Annotated in this window: 8 protein-coding genes; 3 read left to right on the forward strand and 5 right to left on the reverse strand. The window is 66.8% G+C overall.

Translation table 11 applies throughout. From position 1 onward, the window contains the following. Positions 1 to 79 precede the first annotated feature (79 nt). Positions 80 to 2,470: a TonB-dependent receptor plug domain-containing protein gene (locus ACIPRS_RS07660; RefSeq protein WP_446538123.1), complete on the forward strand. Its 2,391-nt coding sequence runs from the start codon at positions 80 to 82 to the stop codon at positions 2,468 to 2,470. Positions 2,471 to 2,640: 170 nt separating this feature from the next. Beyond that, positions 2,641 to 4,329, forward strand: coding sequence for a YbaL family putative K(+) efflux transporter (gene ybaL, locus ACIPRS_RS07665; RefSeq protein ID WP_337731492.1), 1,689 nt, complete (start codon positions 2,641 to 2,643; stop codon positions 4,327 to 4,329). A gap of 9 nt (positions 4,330 to 4,338) precedes the next feature. On the opposite strand, the gene ACIPRS_RS07670 is transcribed toward ybaL, so the two are convergent. From ACIPRS_RS07670 to ACIPRS_RS07690, 5 genes are all read right to left on the reverse strand, one after another. Continuing rightward, positions 4,339 to 6,570, reverse strand: coding sequence for an EAL domain-containing protein (locus tag ACIPRS_RS07670; RefSeq protein ID WP_446538124.1), 2,232 nt, complete (start codon positions 6,568 to 6,570; stop codon positions 4,339 to 4,341). Positions 6,571 to 6,738: 168 nt separating this feature from the next. Beyond that, a complete protein-coding gene (locus ACIPRS_RS07675) occupies positions 6,739 to 8,985 on the reverse strand; it encodes an EAL domain-containing protein (protein WP_446538125.1) in 2,247 nt (748 codons plus the stop codon). A 154-nt stretch (positions 8,986 to 9,139) separates the two neighbouring features. After that, positions 9,140 to 11,749 carry an ATP-dependent chaperone ClpB gene (gene clpB, locus ACIPRS_RS07680; RefSeq protein ID WP_446538126.1) on the reverse strand — a complete coding sequence of 870 codons (2,610 nt, stop codon included), beginning with the start codon at positions 11,747 to 11,749 and terminating at the stop codon, positions 9,140 to 9,142. 204 nt (positions 11,750 to 11,953) lie between these two features. Further along, complete coding sequence (locus ACIPRS_RS07685; protein ID WP_446538127.1) at positions 11,954 to 13,537, reverse strand: hypothetical protein; 1,584 nt, start codon at positions 13,535 to 13,537, stop codon at positions 11,954 to 11,956. Between the two features lie 235 nt (positions 13,538 to 13,772). Continuing rightward, a complete protein-coding gene (locus ACIPRS_RS07690) occupies positions 13,773 to 14,246 on the reverse strand; it encodes a DUF3574 domain-containing protein (RefSeq protein ID WP_337731497.1) in 474 nt (157 codons plus the stop codon). Between the two features lie 184 nt (positions 14,247 to 14,430). On the opposite strand from ACIPRS_RS07690, the gene ACIPRS_RS07695 reads away from it, so the two are divergent. Further along, positions 14,431 to 16,851 carry a TonB-dependent receptor plug domain-containing protein gene (locus ACIPRS_RS07695; protein WP_337731498.1) on the forward strand — a complete coding sequence of 807 codons (2,421 nt, stop codon included), beginning with the start codon at positions 14,431 to 14,433 and terminating at the stop codon, positions 16,849 to 16,851. The last annotated feature ends 281 nt before the right edge of the window (positions 16,852 to 17,132 follow it).

Genomic DNA, 17,132 nt, shown 5'->3' on the forward strand with positions numbered 1-17,132 from the left:
AAGTCCATGGTTTCAAAGGAAACTTTGCAAGCCCTGATCCACTTCAAGCATCACTTCGCAGTCCTTCCCGGAGCCCCCCATGACCCGCAAGCTGTCGCCCCTGACCTTCGCCATCAGCCTGGCGCTGGTCGCCCCCGCCGTATTCGCCCAGGAATCCGCCCCTGCCGAGGCGCGCACGCTGGACACCCTGATCGTCACCGGCACGCGCGTCTCCGACCGCACCGTCGCCGAATCGCAGTCGCCGATCGACATCATCACGCCGGAGGCCCTGCAGGCCACCGGCACCACCGAACTCGCAACGGCACTGGCACGCGCCCTGCCCTCGCTGAACTTCCCGCGCCCGGCCGTCACCGACGGCACCAGCGGCGTCCGTCCGGCGCAGCTGCGCGGCCTGTCGCCGGACCAGGTGCTGATCCTGGTCAACGGCAAGCGCCGCCACATCTCGGCGCTGGTCAACGTCAACGGCAGCATCGGCCGCGGTTCGTCGGCGGTGGACCTCAACGCCATCCCCGTGTCGGCGATCGAACGCGTGGAAGTGCTGCGCGACGGCGCTTCGGCGCAGTACGGTTCCGATGCCATCGCCGGTGTGGTCAACGTCGTGCTGAAGGGCGCGGGCGAAGGCGGCCGCCTGGCGGTGGATGTGGGCGGCTATTCCGCCGGCGACGGGCGCAGCACGCAGCTGTCCGGCGATACCGGGGTGTCCTTCGGCGGTGGTCGCGGCTTCGTGCACGTCGCGGGGCAGCTGACCCAGCAGGACGAAACCAACCGCGCCGGTCCCTACCAGGGCACCGCGCCCAACACCGGCAACAATCCCGCCATCGGCACGGTGGCCTTTGTCTACGGTGATCCGCAGGTGGATGCCGGCGCGGTGTCGGCCAACGCAGGCTTCGACTTCAGCGACAACGTCAGCGCCTACGCCACCGCCATCGCCAGCAACCGCGACATCGTCTCGTTCGCCTTCTACCGCTCGATCGGCCACAACGCGCTGGTGCCGCAGGTGTATCCGGAAGGTTACGTGCCGGAGATCAACCAGCTCTCGCAGGACCGCTCGCTGGTGGCGGGCGTCAAGGGCGACACCGAAAGCGGCTGGAAGTGGGACGTCAGCTACAACTACGGCTACAACCATTTGAAGTTCCACACCCAGAACAGCATCAACTACAGCCTGGGCGCGACCAGCCCGCGTCGCTTCTACGACGGCGCGCTGGAGTACACCCAGAACGTGCTGAACGCCGACATCAGCAAGGCGCTTGAGATCGGGCTGGCGTATCCGGCCACGCTGTCGTTCGGCGCGGAGTACCGCGAGGAGAAGTGGAACCAGTCGCCTGGCGAACTGGCCTCCTACACCGGCAGCGGCGCACAGGGTTTCGGTGGCTTCACCCCGGCCAACGCGGTGCATTCGGACCGCGACAGCTATGCGGCCTACGTGGGCCTGGAAGCCGACCTGACCGAGAAGTTCTCGGCCGGCATCGCCGGTCGCTACGAGGACTATTCCGACTTCGGAAGCGAGGTGTCGGGCAAGCTGTCGGCGCGCTATGCCTTCACCGATGCGGTGGCGCTGCGCGCGACCGTGGCCAGCGGCTTCCGCGCGCCGGCGCTGGCGCAGCAGTACTACCAGGTGGTGACATCGCAGTACAACGCCACCCTCGACCGCTTCTTCGAATCGGGCACGTTCCCCGCCACCGGCCCTGTCGCGCAGGCGCTGGGAGCCGATGCGCTGACCGCCGAGACCTCGCTGTCGTACGGACTTGGCCTGGTGCTGCAGCCGGTGGACCGCCTGTACGTCACCATCGATGCGTACCAGATCGACATCGATGATCGCATCGTGCTGTCCTCCAACCTGCTGCTGGGCGGCAACGCGGCGGCGCAGGCGCTGCTGGCCAGCCTCGGCGTCAATGGTGTCACCAGTGCGCGCTACTTCACCAACGCGGCCGACACCCGCACGCGCGGTGTCGACGTGATCGCGCAGTACACCGTGCCGCTGGCCAACAGCAGCCTCGCCCTGACCGCCGGCTACAACTACAACAAGACCGAGATCCAGCGCATCGCACCGAATCCACCGGAGCTGACCGCCCTGGGTGCGAACCTGTGGCGCATCGGCCGCGATGAGCAGGGCCGCATCGAGGAAGGCTATCCGCGCGACAAGACCACGCTGACGGCGGCATGGAACCTGGCACGCTGGGACTTCACCTTCGGCGCCACCCGCTACGGCGAGTTCACCACCCGCGTCAGCGAGACCGGCAATCCGGTCAACGACCAGACCTACGGCGCCAAGTGGATCCTGGATGCCTCGACCAGCTACCGCCCAAGCGAGAACTGGACGCTGACGCTGGGCGCGGACAACCTGCTGGACGAGTATCCGGACCGCACCATCTTCCCGAACTCGAACAGTGGCCAGTTCCCCTACAGCAGCCAGTCACCGGGCGGTTTCAACGGCGCGTACGTGTACGGGCGCATCGCTTACACGTGGTAACACGCTGCGTTGCCTGATGCACCCGGAACGCCCCGCCCCGTGCGGGGCGTTTCCGTTGTGGCGATGACGAAAGGCGCGGGACACGACACGCCCGACGGCCTGTGCCGGTTTGCGGCGGAGCGTCCGCATCGGCGACACTCGACGCTCATGCCGAGGAAAAACGCCCATCGATGCATCATGACACCGACCTGATCAACATCATCGCGGTGGGGCTGGCCCTGGCCTTCGTGCTGGGTGCGATCGCCCACAAGCTGCGCTTGTCGCCACTGGTCGGTTACCTGCTTGCAGGCATCTTCGTCGGTCCGTTCACGCCCGGCTTCGTGGCCGACCAGGAGCTGGCCAACCAGCTGTCGGAACTGGGCGTGATGCTGTTGATGTTCGGCGTGGGCCTGCACTTCTCGCTGGAGGATCTGCTGGAGGTCAAGGCGATCGCCATCCCCGGCGCCATCGCGCAGATCGTCGTGGCCACGGCGCTGGGCTGGGCGCTGGCATGGGGCATGGGCTGGACGCCGTTGAACGGCTTCGTGTTCGGGCTGGCACTGTCGGTGGCGAGCACCGTGGTGCTGCTGCGCGCGATGGAGGACCGACGCCTGCTGGATACAAAGCGCGGCCGCATCGCGGTGGGCTGGTTGATCGTGGAAGACATCGCGATGGTGCTGGCGCTGGTGATGCTGCCGGTGCTGGCGGAAACCTTCGGCGACACCGCAGGCGGCGAACCCGCCAGCTTCGGTACCTTCGCAGTGGCCATCGTGTGGACGCTGATCAAGCTGGGCGCCTTCGTCGCCTTCATGCTGGTGGTCGGCCGCCGGGTGATTCCGTGGACGCTGGAGAAGATCGCCGCCACCGGTTCGCGCGAGCTGTTCACGCTGTCGGTGCTGGCGATCGCCCTGGGCGTGGCGTTCGGCTCGGCCACGCTGTTCGGGGTGTCGTTCGCACTGGGCGCGTTCTTCGCCGGCATGCTGCTCAACGAATCCGAGCTGAGCCACAAGGCGGCCAACGACTCGCTGCCGCTGCGGGATGCCTTCGCGGTGCTGTTCTTCGTATCGGTCGGAATGCTGTTCAACCCGGCGATCCTGGTGGCGCATCCGTGGCAGGTGCTGGCCACCTTCGGGATCATCGTGGTGGGCAAGTCGGTGGCGGCGTACTACATCGTCAAGGCGTTCAAGCACCCCACCGGCACGGCGCTGACGATCTCGGTCAGCCTGGCGCAGATCGGCGAGTTCTCCTTCATCCTCGCCGCCCTGGGCGTCTCGCTGAAGATCCTGCCCCCGGAAGGCCGCGACCTGATCCTGGCCGGCTCGCTGCTGTCGATCATCGCCAACCCGTTCCTGTTCTCATGGCTGGACCGCTGGCAGAAGAAGCAGGAGGCGCTGGCACCGGTGCCGGCGGAGCCCGAGATACCGCCCGGACCATCGCTGGACGTCACCGACCACGCCATCATCATCGGCTACGGCCGCGTGGGCAGCGAACTGGCGCGCGTACTGCGCGACCGCGGCGTACCGCTGATCGTTATCGACGACAACGGCGACCACGTGGCACGCGCGCACGATGCCGGCATTCCGGCCATCCGTGGCAGCGCGGCAGCCGACAAGGTGCTGGCCGAAGCGCATCCCGAGCGCGCCAAGATCGCGGTGCTGGCGATTCCCCAGCCCCTGGAGGCCGGCGAGACCCTGGCCAAGCTGCGTGCGATCAATCCTTCGTTGACCCTGCTCGCCCGCGCGCACAGCGAGGGCGAAGTGAAGCATCTGCTCGAGCACGGTGCCGACGGTGCCGTGCTGGCCGAACGCGAACTGGCGTTCTCGCTGGCGGAGATGGTGATGTCGACACCGCCCTACCGCCCGCAACGCATCAATGGCTGAGCCGACGGATCAGCTGCGAAAAACGGCGGCCTCTGCGGCAGTTTCCGCCAGCACCTCGGCCAACGGCCGCGGGGCACCGTACAGGTAACCCTGCACGCGCTGCACGCCCAGTTGCCGCAGGCAGTGCTCCGTGGCTTCGTCCTCGACGAACTCGGCCACGGTGATCGCGCCAAAGGCGTTGGCCACGGCAACGGATGCCTGCACGACCGCATGGTCCTTGCCCAACTGGGCTACGTTGCGGACGAACGAGCCATCGATCTTGATGACATCGACAGGGAGTTCGCGCAGGCGCGCGAAACTCTGCATGCCGGTGCCGAAATCGTCGATGGCGATGTGGCAGCCCAGCGCGCGCAGGTCGGCCAGCAGGTGACTGGCGGCGGCCGTGTTGGAGATGGCGGCAGTTTCGGTGACTTCGAAACACAACGCGCTCATCGGCAGCGGCGAACCTGCCAGCAGGGTGCGCAGTTCCACCTGGAAACTCATCGAGGCCAGGCTCTGGCCGGTCAGGTTGATCGCGATCTCGCGGCAATGCGGCAGCGCGGCGGGCGACTTGCGCAGCAGGCGGAACAACGCGCGCACGACCGCCAGGTCCAGTTCCGCACCCCGGCCAGCCGCTTCCAGCGGCGCCATGAAGCGCGCGGGCGACATGATCTCGCCCCGCTCATCCAGCAAGCGGCACAACACCTCCCCCGTCAGCCCACGTGGCTCGCCATGGACATCGGCAAGTTCGCGGATCGGCTGGAAGTACAACACCACGCGCTCATTGCGCAGGCTCGCCAGGGCCTCGGTGGCGTCGTGCAGTTGCCGGCGATGCGTGCGCCGCAACTGGCTATCACCGATATCGGTGTAGCGGGGCCTCAGTTCGCCATGGTGGCGAGCCTCGAAGGCCAGATGCGAAGCGGCGACCACCGCCGCATCGATCACGCTCGCCTGCGTACCGTTGAACGCGGCCACTCCCAGGTAGGGCAGCAAGCGCATCGGCTGCCCGCCCGCATCGATCTCCGCGTGCTCCACGCGTGCCATGACCCGCTCCCACAGATCGGCATCGCGCGAGAACTTCGGCAGCAGCGCGAACTGGCCGGTGCCGACGTAATACGTCTCCACGATGTCCTCCAGGCGCCGTGCGGTCGCATTCATCGCCTGCGCCTGCGTATCCAGGCCGAAGCCCGCCACCAGCGTGTCGGTCTGGTCCAGCAGCAGGTACCCGAGTTCGGTCCGCGCGAGCGGCCGCGCCACCCGCTCGCGCAACGCCTTCAGGTTGGGCAGGCCGGTGATCTGGTCGCGCAGGGTCTCGCTGGAAAGCCGTTCGGCCAGTTCGAAACGGTCACGGTTGGTCAGCCACAGGTACATCATCGCCAGCAGCAGGATGTTCAACTCCAGCGTGATGTGCAGCAGGTTGAAGAAGCCCACCGGACTGTTCGCGTATTCGGCCGTGCCCGCCACCATGCCCACCAGCAGCAGCAAGGTCAGCGACAGGGCCGCCATCGCCCACCGCGACGACAACCGCAGCATGCTCCAGCCCAACACCAGCAGCAGCGCGAAGCGATAGTCCATCAGCACCATGCGCGGCGCGGTGCCGTCCGCCATGTAGGCCTGCCGCACCAGCACCGCCATCCACACGCTGAGCACCAGCCCGGCCGCCAGCGCGACCGGCCACATCCAGTGCGAAGCAGCATCTAGCCTGGGCGCGGGATACCCGCGTTCCCGCCACGCCACCACCAGCGGCAATGTCACCACGGCCACGCCGAACTGCTTGGCGAAGAACATCTGGAACGCCGAACTGATGGCCAGCGCGGATGTCGAAATCGCCGCGATGCTGAAGCCGGCAAGCGCGAGCACCAGCGGATAGAGCAACAGGCCTATCGAAGCGAACCGGACCAGGTCGCGCCGTTGCACGCGCTGGCCGGGCGCACGCGGCCACCGCATCCATCGCGCGCACGCCAGGCTCCAGCCCAGCGTGAAAAGATAGCTGGCCGCGCCCCAGGCAAGCACCGGACCCGGTTGCCACTGGTCGAAATAGAGCTGGCGCACGGTCCAGCCCACGAACGTCAGCAGGAAACAGCCCGCCACCACGCGGCGGTCCCTTTCCAGCATGGCGATGGCCAGCAGCAGGCCCGCATGCAGGTGGACCAGTGAAGCGTGGGCCAGCTCGCCGAAGAAATCGATGCGGTAGCTGACGGGGATCTGCTGCAACAGCAGGCACAGCCCTCCCAGCAGGAGCACTTTCGTGCTTCCACCCATTCCGTGCTCTTCCCTGTGGACACCGTTGGCAACCATCAGTCTGCTGGTCCCCCGACGCGTCGCCATCCTGCCACGGATTCCTGAGGGCAGGCCATCGCCATCGCACTTGCCCAGATTCAGGCTCAACGGAATGGGCGGCGCCGGCCGGCCACCACCGGAAAACGAACATCAGCGCGCGTGGAGGCCGGAATCGGGCAGCAGCCAGTCGAAGATGGGGCGGGGGCGACCCAGATGGTAGCCCTGCCCCCACTGCACCCCCAGTGCGCGCAACTGCAGTACCTGGCTGGCGTTCTCCACATATTCGGCAACCGTCGCCAGGCCGTGAGCCTTGGCGACCGCTACGGCCGCCCGCACGATTTCCAGGTCACCCGGCTCGGTATCCAGGTGCCGGATGAACTGGCCATCGATCTTCAGGCTGTCCACCGGCACCTGTTTCAGGCGCTCGAAGTTCTGCACTCCGCTGCCGAAATCATCAAGCGCCAACCGGCAGCCATGTGCCCGCAGCTCCTGGAAGAGCTTGAGGGCGGAATCCTGGCTCGCGATCACGGCGGTCTCGGTCAGTTCGAAGCACAGCGCGCGATGATTCAACGGCGAGCATCGCAACAGGTCGGCAAAACGCGCGCGGAACGAGGCGGACGCCAGGCTGCGACCGCTCAGGTTGATGCCCAGGCGCGCGATACCGGGCATGGCGTCGGGATGCGCCTTCAGCCAGTCGAACAGGCATTCGACGACGGCGATGTCCAGATCCGCCACATGGCCGCTTTCCTCCAGGTCGGGGATGAATTCGGCCGGCATCAGCAGCCGCCCCTGCGCTGTGCGCAGGCGGCACAACACCTCGCCCTGGAACCCGGACAGCGCGGCACCTCCATCGATACGGACGATAGGCTGCAGATGCAGTTCGATGCGCCCTGCGTGCACGCACTCCAGGGCCTCCGCGGAGGCCACCAGCCGATGCTGCCTCGCCAACACGGCGCTCCCCTCCCGCGTGGATACGTAGTGCATCGGACTGCACTCCCCCTCGCGACGTGCGCACAGGGCTGCATCGCACGCGTTGGCAAGACATTCGTCCAGCGACTGCGCGCCCAGCCGTTCGGGACGCACCAGGCCCAGATAGGGGTTCAGTCGCAGCTGCGCGTCCTTCCACTGGAACACATGCCCCTGCAGGCGTTTCAGGATGTCGTCCCATGCGCACGTCTCGCCGCCCGTGCCGGCAGGCTGGCGTGGCAGCAGGACGAAATGCCCACCCCCCAGGTGAAAGGTGCGCGCCAGTGGTTCCATGATCCGCCCCGCTTCGCGCAGCAACAGCGTTTCGGCGCGCCAGCCATAACTGCCGAGGACACGTTCCACCTGATCAAGCAGCAGGAAGCCCATGACGGGCGGCGTCGCGGGAAGCATTCGCCAGGCTTCCTGCAGGGCGTGGGCATTGGCCAGTCCGCTGCTCGCATCATGCCGTCCCATCTTGCGCACATGGCGATAGCGTTCCATGCGTTCGCGGTTGAGCAGGAACAGCAATGCGAGCACCAGCACCATGAAATTGCATTCGACCATGTGCACCAGCAGGCGCTGCATCTGCACTGCAGACTCCGCCTGCTGGGCCTGGTCCGTCAGCGCATGCAACAACAGCAGGTGGGTCACCGTCAGCAACGGCATCGAATACTCCACGCGCCAGAGCAGCATGGCGATGGCCATCAATGCGCCGATCAACGTGCGGTATTCGTAAACCAGTTCAAGCCATGGCCGGATCACGCCATCGCTCGAGTGCTCAAGCAGCGCCCCCACCGCCAGCACCAGACACAGCCATGCCACGATGACGAACCAGCGATGCCCGGGAACCTGTCGCAGGCGCTCATCGCTCCATACCAGCAGAAAGGGCAATGTCAGCATGCCCACGCCGACATGCTTGGCGAGCAGCAGTTGCAGCGACGCGCTCGCCACTACGGGCGCACCCTGCCCGATCAATGTGTACAGCGCGGCTGCCAGGGTCGCCCAGCCGAAAGGAAACAGCAGCAGGCACACGAGCAGGTAACGCCCCATGCCCGACACCTGCATGCGTCGGCGACGGCCCATGGGGCCGCCGGCCCATCCTGCACATGCCACGGTCCAGCGCCATTGCAGCATCATCGCCGCGGCAACGGCCACGATGTAGAGGGGCGACAGCGGCATCTGCAGCTGCGCACGCCACCACCACTGCACGAAATTGGCCAGGAACGCCGTTGCCAGCACCCGCCAGTCGCCCCCCAACAGGGCGATCGCCATCAGCAGGCCGGCATGGGCGTGCAGCAGCGAGGCCTGTCCGCCCTGCCAGCGTTCACCGAAGAAGTGCGCGCCATACCCGACCTCGATGCTCTGCAGCACCAGACAGGCCAGCGATACGAGGCCAGCATCAATCCACCAGGCGCGGGGTCGTGTGTCCATCGTGGCGCGCATCCCTTCACGTGATGACGGGATGCACGCATCGACGTGCCACCCCCGCTAGGGAGGCACACTACTCTGGCATTCGTGCATGCGCGATACCGCGCATGCAAGTGTGATTTGAACCGCGCACGATGGCGCGGTCACCCTTCACCGGTCAGACGTCCGCAGTGCGCCGCTCGAACTGCAGGTGCCCGCCGTCGGCGTGCACACGCACCTTGTCGCCTGCTCCGAATTCGCCCGACAGGATCTTGTGCGCCAGCGGATTCTCCAGCTGCGCCTGGATCGCGCGCTTCAGCGGCCTCGCGCCATACACCGGATCGAAGCCCACATTGCCCAGCAGCATCAACGCCGAATCGTCCAGTTCCAGCACGATCTGGCGCTCGGCCAGGCGCTTGGCCAGGTAGCGCGTCTGGATGCGGGCGATCTCGCGGATCTGCGCCTTGTCCAGCGGATGGAACACGACGATGTCGTCCAGGCGGTTGATGAACTCGGGCCGGAAGTGCGCCTGTACCACGCCCATCACCGCCGCCTTCATCTGCGTGTAGCTCTCCGGCGTGTCGCCCGCGCCGCCACCATCGCTCATGTCCTGGATCAGGCTGGAGCCCAGGTTGGAGGTCATCACGATGACCGTGTTGCGGAAATCCACCGTGCGGCCCTGGCCGTCGGTCAGGCGACCGTCGTCCAGCACCTGCAGCAGGATGTTGAACACGTCCGGGTGTGCCTTTTCCACTTCGTCCAGCAGGATCACGCTGTACGGGCGACGGCGCACGGCCTCGGTCAGATAGCCGCCTTCCTCGTAGCCCACGTAGCCCGGAGGTGCGCCGACCAGACGGCTGACCGCGTGCTTCTCCATGAACTCGCTCATGTCGATGCGGACCATCGCGTCGCTGCTGTCGAACAGGAATTCGGCCAGTGCCTTGCACAGCTCGGTCTTGCCCACGCCGGTCGGACCGAGGAACAGGAACGAGCCGCTGGGCCGGTCGGGGTCGGAAATACCGGCTCGCGAACGGCGCACGGCGTCGGACACGACCTTGATCGCCTCCTCCTGCCCGATCACGCGGCCGCGCAGCGACTGCTCCATCTGCAGCAGCTTCTCGCGTTCGCCTTCCAGCATCTTGCTGACCGGGATGCCGGTCCAGCGGCTGACGACCTCGGCGATCTCCTCGTCGGTGACCTTGTCCTGTAGCAGGCGGAAGCCCTTCTGCTCGGCCTCCTGCGCGGCCGCCAGCTGCTTCTCCAGCTCCGGCAACTGGCCGTATTGCAGTTCGCTCATGCGCGCGTAGTCCTGCTTGCGCTGCGCGGCCTCCAGCTCCAGCTTCACGCGCTCGATCTGTTCCTTGATCTTCGTCGCACCGGTCAGCGTGGCCTTCTCGGCCTTCCAGATTTCTTCCAGGTCGTTGAACTCGCGCTGCAGCGATTCGATCTCGGTCTCCAGATCGGCCAGGCGCTGCTTCGACTGCGCGTCCTTCTCCTTCTTCAGTGCTTCGCGCTGGATCTTCAGCTGGATCAGCCGGCGCTCCATGCGGTCCATTTCTTCCGGCTTGGAGTCGATCTCCATGCGGATGCGCGATGCCGCTTCGTCCATCAGGTCGATGGCCTTGTCCGGCAGCTGGCGGTCGGCGATGTAGCGGTGCGACAGCGTGGCCGCGGCGACGATGGCGGGGTCGGTGATCTCCACGCCATGGTGCACGGCGTACTTCTCCTTCAGCCCGCGCAGGATGGCGATGGTGTCCTCGACGCTGGGTTCGCCGACGAACACTTTCTGGAAGCGGCGCTCCAACGCGGCGTCCTTCTCCACGTACTTGCGGTATTCGTCCAGCGTGGTCGCGCCGATGCAGTGCAGTTCGCCACGCGCCAGCGCGGGCTTCAGCATGTTGCCGGCATCCATGGAGCCTTCGGCCTTGCCGGCGCCGACCATGGTGTGCAGTTCGTCGATGAAGAGGATGATCTGGCCTTCGTTCTTGGCCAGGTCGTTGAGCACGGCCTTCAGGCGCTCCTCGAATTCACCGCGGAACTTCGCGCCTGCGATCAGGGCGCCCATGTCCAGGCTCAGCACGCGCTTGCCCTTCAGGCCTTCCGGCACCTCGCCGTTGACGATGCGTTGCGCCAGGCCTTCGACGATGGCGGTCTTGCCCACGCCGGGCTCGCCGATCAGCACGGGATTGTTCTTGGTGCGGCGCTGCAGGACCTGGATGGTGCGGCGGATTTCCTCGTCGCGGCCGATCACCGGATCCAGCTTGCCGATCTCCGCGCGCTCGGTGAGGTCGATGGTGTACTTCTCCAGCGCCTGGCGCTGGTCTTCGGCATTCTCGGATTGCACCTTCTCGCCCCCACGCAGACGGTCGATGGCGGCGCGCAGCTTCTGCTTGTCGGCGCCGCTGGCCTTCAGTTCCTGCCCGGCGGCCCCGCTGTCGTCCAGCGCAGCCAGCAGGAACCACTCGCTGGCGATGTAGGTATCGCCACTGTCCTGCGCCAGCTTGTCGGTGACGTTGAGCAGGCGCGACAGGTCGTTGCCGATGGACAGGTTGCCGGCCTGGCCGGTCACCTTGGGCAGCTTGTCGAGCGCTTCGCCCAGCCGCTCGCGCAGCAGGGGCACGTTGACGCCGGCCTGCGACAGCAACGGACGCGTGCTGCCGCCCTGCTGCTCCAGCAACGCGGTGAGCACGTGCACCGGTTCGATCATGGTGTGGTCGCGGCCCACGGCCAGCGACTGCGCGTCGGCCAGCGCCTGCTGGAAACGCGAGGTCAGTTTGTCCATCCGCATCGGGAGAACCTCAAGGAAAGTAGGGGCCGGCGAACGCCAGCCGATGCTACCCAGATGCGGTTAAGCGGCGGTGTTTCAAGACCCCGCGAGACGCCGGTTCAGCGCGGACTGTCTGTAGGAGGGGCTTCAGCCCCGACGCTTTCCGATGCACGCTGTGGCATCGCGGGCAAAAAGCGTCGGGGCTAAAGCCCCCCCCTACAGGGGTCACTGTTTCTTCTGCAGCGACAGCAGGCCCAGCAGCACGGCCAGCGCGGCGTAGGCCCCTGCGAACTGCCACAGGATCGTCGCGCGCAGTCCTTCCACGTCCCACGGCAGGTAGATGCCACCGCGCGGATCGACCGAATGGATGATGCCGAACAGCGTCAGCACCGCGCCGACCAGCAGCGCGACGACGGCGCGGCCGTTGCGCCCGTCGATCATCGCCACCAGCGCGGTGATCCAGATCATCGCGGTGATGATGAAGCCGTTGCCCAGCGTCACGATGGTGGCCAGGTCGGGCAAGCCGTGGCCATCGACACCTTCGTACAGGCCAGCGAAATGGTCGGGGGCGATCCACGCCGGATTGCCGAACTTGATCGTCAGCAGGTAGGCCACCGACGGCAGGAAGCCCAGCGCCACCGCAATGGCGTGCTTGCGCGGCGTTTCGGTGAAGGCCTGCACGGTGATGTCCAGGCCCACGTAGACGATGATCGGCGCCAGCACCGCCACCGGAAGCCACTGCACCAGGCCCGACACGTAGCCCAGCACGCCGCCCAGGCCGATGAAGAGGCCGGTCAACAGCGTGTAGCCCTTGCGCGCACCCATGTGCTTGTACGCAGGCTGGCCGATGTAGGGCGTGGTCTGCGCCACGCCGCCGCAGAAGCCCGCGACCAACGTGGACACCGCTTCGGCCAGCAGTACGTCGCGCGTGCGGTAGTCGTCGCCGGCGGCGCGCGCGCTTTCGCTGACGTTGATGCCGCCCACCACCATCAGCAGGCCGAACGGCAGCAGCAGCGGCAGGTAGGGCACGGTGTAGGCCAGGCCGTCGAGCCAGCCCAGCGTGGGCAGCGGCAGCGTCACCGCCAGCGGCACGGCATCCGGCACCTTGAAGCCCGGCGCGCCAAGGCCAGCGAGGCCCAGCACGTAGTACAGCGTGGTGCCGACGATGAAGGCCAGCAGCACGCCCGGGATCTTCACCGGCAACTTGCCCTTGGCCACCAGCACGTACAGCAGCAGGCCAAAGGTGACGAAGCCGACGATGGGCTGGCGCAGCGTCTCGATCAGCGGCAGGAAGCCGAGCAACGTCAGCGCCGCCCCGCCAATGGAGCCCAGCAGGCCGGCGCGCGGCACCGCGCGGGTGACTGCATCGCCGAAGAACGACAGCACCAGCTTCAGCCCGCCCATCACCACCAGCGAGGCCATGCCGAGCTGCCAGGTCGCGGTGGCCGCGGCCTGTTCGTCCAGGCCGGCCTGTTTGAAGCCGACGAAGGCCGGGCCCAGCACCAGCAGCGCCATGCCGATGCTGGTGGGCGCGTCCAGGCCCAGCGGCATCGCGGTGACGTCATCGCGCCCGGTCTTGGCCGACAACCGGTGCGCCATCCACGTATAGATCAGGTTGCCGACCAGCACGCCCAGCGCGGTGCCGGGGAACATGCGGGTGAACACCACCTCGGCGGGGAACTGGAAGATGCCGATCAATGCGGCGGCGATGAAGCCGAGGATGGACAGGTTGTCCACCACCAGGCCGAAGAAACCGTTGAGGTCGCCGGGAACGAACCAGCGGCGCACGGGAGAAGCCGATGCGGTCATGGGAGGCCGAAGAAGGAAAAGGGAAAGGAGGGAATGGCGGACCACAGGATAAGCCGCCTCCCCCGTTCACGGGGGAGGGTTGGAGCGGGGGCGACGGAGCCGATCAATCTCCGACTCGCAGGAACAGCGGATGCAGCGCCGCACGCGCCCGGGAGTGCCTTGGCCAGCAGGCCCACATGCATGCGCTCGCCCCCTCCCAGCCTTCCCCCGCACGCGGGGGAAGGAGCAGATCGACTCAGAACGATACGTCCACCGCGTGGCGCGACCACAGCACCGACTGGTGGCCGGTGGCCTGCTTCCACGCCAGGCGGATCGCCTCGACATCGGCGCGGCGCTGCGGCGTGTCCTCGTGCAGCACCACCAGCACCTTGGTCTTCAGGCGATTGGGTTCCTTCGCACCACGGAACAGCCACTGGCCGTAGGCATCGAACACGGTCAGGCCGTCCGGGAAGCGCGAGGTCACTTCCTTGTCGAGGAAGGCGCGCCACGTCGCTTCGGTGATGGGCTCGGCCTGGGGGCGGTCCGCCGGTCCCGTCTCCTCTCCCACCCCGAAGTACAGCTCGCTGCGCACCCAGCCACTCGCGCTGGCCGGACGCAACGTGTCGCCTTCCAGCGTGGCGGTGGTGGCAGAGGGCGATGCGACGGGCGGCGTGGACGCACACCCGGCAAGCGCAAGAAGGACCAGCAGCCAGACAGCACGATGCGACATGGGGGAAGACCTCGTGGGAGAAGGACAGGATGGAGCATGCCGCCGCGATGGCCATATGACGCGGCGGCATAAGGTGATGGACAGCGGAGATGACACACGGTCCGCAGCGGCGGTTAATATATCGCTTCATCGCAATATAGCGATAGACTCCGCCCTGCTCCCTCCCTCGCCCCACGAGACCCGCATGTCCCACCCCGTCCTTGCTCCGCTCGGCGCCGCCATCGTGCTGGCGCTCGCCGTCCCCGCCCATGCCCAGACCGCGCCTGCCGGCGCCACCGACCTGGATGCGGTGATCGTCACCGGCACACGCGCCACCGATCGCACCGCGCTGGAATCCACCTCGCCCATCGATGTGCTGACCGCCGAAGACATCCGCCAGGCCGGCGTGCTCAACGGCGAGCTCGGCAGTGCGCTGCAGGCGCTGCTGCCGTCGCTGAACTTCCCGCGCCAGTCCAACTCCGGCGGCGCCGACCACATCCGCGCCGCGCAGCTGCGTGGCCTGAGCCCCAACCAGGTGCTGGTGCTGGTCAACGGCAAGCGCCGCCACACCAGCGCGCTGGTCAACACCGACAGCAAGATCGGCAAGGGCAACACGCCGGTGGACTTCAATGCCATCCCGGTCAGCGCGATCAAGCGCATCGAAGTGCTGCGCGACGGCGCTGGCGCGCAGTACGGCTCCGATGCCGTCGCCGGCGTCATCAACGTCATCCTCGATGACACGCCGGAAGGCGGCGCCATCGAAGCCAGCTATGGCGCGCACCACACCAAGGTGGAGCCGATCGACCAGACCGTCACCGACGGCCAGACCGGCTTCTTCAGCGCGCAGGTCGGCGACCGCATCGGCGACGGCGGCTTCTTCCGCGTGGGCCTGGAGTACAAGCAGCGCGAAGGCACCAACCGCGCCGGCTTCGACCAGATCCCGTTCTTCGAGGAGCAGACCCCGGACAACCTCGCCCTGGCCGGCCAGCGCAACTACGTGCTGGGCGACGGCAGTTCGAAGGACATCAACGCGTGGCTCAACGCGGCCGTGCCGCTGGGCGAATCGGCCGAGCTGTACGCCTTCGGCACCTACCACCAGAGCGATACCGAAGGCGCGAACTACTTCCGCTACCCCGATGGTGTGGCGAACTGGAAGGAGGTCTATCCGAACGGCTATCGCCCGATCTCCGAAGGCGAGAACCTCGACCTGGCCGGCGTGGCGGGCGTGCGCGGCCAATGGGGCGAATGGGATTACGACGCCAGCCTCAATCATGGTCGCAATGAGTTCACCTACCGGCTGCGCAATTCGCTCAACGCCTCGCTGGGCCCCAGCAGTCCCACGCGCTTCAAGACCGGCGACTACGAATCCGCACAGACGCTCGCCAACCTCGACCTGAGCCGCGTGTTCGGCGCGCATACGTTCGCCACCGGCCTCGAGTTCCGTCATGAAACCTTCGAGACCGGCGCAGGCGATCCCGCCTCGTACGCAGCCGGTCCCTTCACCGACCGCCCGACCGGCTCGCAGGCCGGCGGCGGGCTGACGCCGCAGGACACCGCCGACCTCGACCGCGATGTGTCCAGCGTCTACGCCAGCCTCAGCAGCCAGTGGGGCGAGAAGTTCACCACCGACATCGCCGCGCGCTACGAACATTACGACGACTTCGGCGGCGAACTGACCGGCAAGCTGGCCGCCCGCTATGAGTTCGCGCCCGCCTTCGCGCTGCGCGGCTCGGTGTCGAACAACTTCCGCGCCCCGTCGCTGAGCCAGATCGGCTTCGAATCCACCTCCACCGGTTACGACGCGTCCGGCCAACTCACCCAGGGCCGCCTGCTGTCGGTCAACAACCCCATCGCCCGCGCCCTGGGCGCGCAGGACCTGGACCCCGAGAAGGCGCTGAACCTCAGTCTCGGCTTCACCAGCCGCATCGGTGAGCATTTCGACGTGTCGCTGGACGTGTTCCGCATCGACATCGACGACCGCGTGGCGATCACGGAACGCATCACCGGCGATGCGCTGACCGATTTCGTGCTGGACAATTTCGGCGTGCCGGGCGTGCAGAGCGCCAACTTCTTCATCAATGCCGCCGACACCCGTACCGAAGGTGCGGAGCTGGTGGCCAACTGGCGGCAGGTGCTGGGTGACGGCAACCTGCTGTTGACCGGCGCCTACAGCTACGCGAAGACGGAACTGAAGAACATCGCCGTTACGCCCGCCGAACTGCTCGCCATCGACCCCACCTACGTGCTGTTCGGCGTTGAGGAGAGCAACACGCTGACCGATGCCGCACCGCGCACGCGTGGCATCTTCACCGCGAGCTGGAACAACACCGATTGGTCGCTGCTGGGACGCGTCAGCCGCCATGGCAGCGCCAAGCGCGTGTTCAACTTCGGCGGCGGCTTCGAGCCGGAACAGACCTACGGCGCCGAGTGGCAACTGGACGCGGAAGTGGAATACCGGTTTTCGCCGCAGTGGAGCGTCGCGCTGGGCGGCCTGAACCTGACCGACGAGTACCCTGACCTGTCGAGCGCGGACATCGCCTACTTCGGCAACCTGCCGTACGACGTGCTCTCACCGATCGGCAGCAACGGTGCGTATTACTACACGCGGGTGCGCTACACCTTCTGAGTGCCACGGGCATCGCCGCCTCCCTCACGGAGGCGGCACGACGAACTGATCGTCCGGGGGCCGCAGACCACGAACGCATCGCAATGCGCCCGGACGGTGAACAACAGGGACGCCGCCTTGCAGCCAAGCATGAAGAACTCGCCGCCACGCGCCCGGATGACGAACAACCTGTAGGAGCGGCTTCAGCCGCGACCGGATACCTGCACGCCGCAGGAAACACATGCGTATCGGCTGCCATCGCCCGCGACAGGCATCATCACGAGCACGGTCGCCGTGCGGTC

It is taken from the genome of Pseudoxanthomonas sp. LARHCG66 (genome assembly GCF_052871755.1).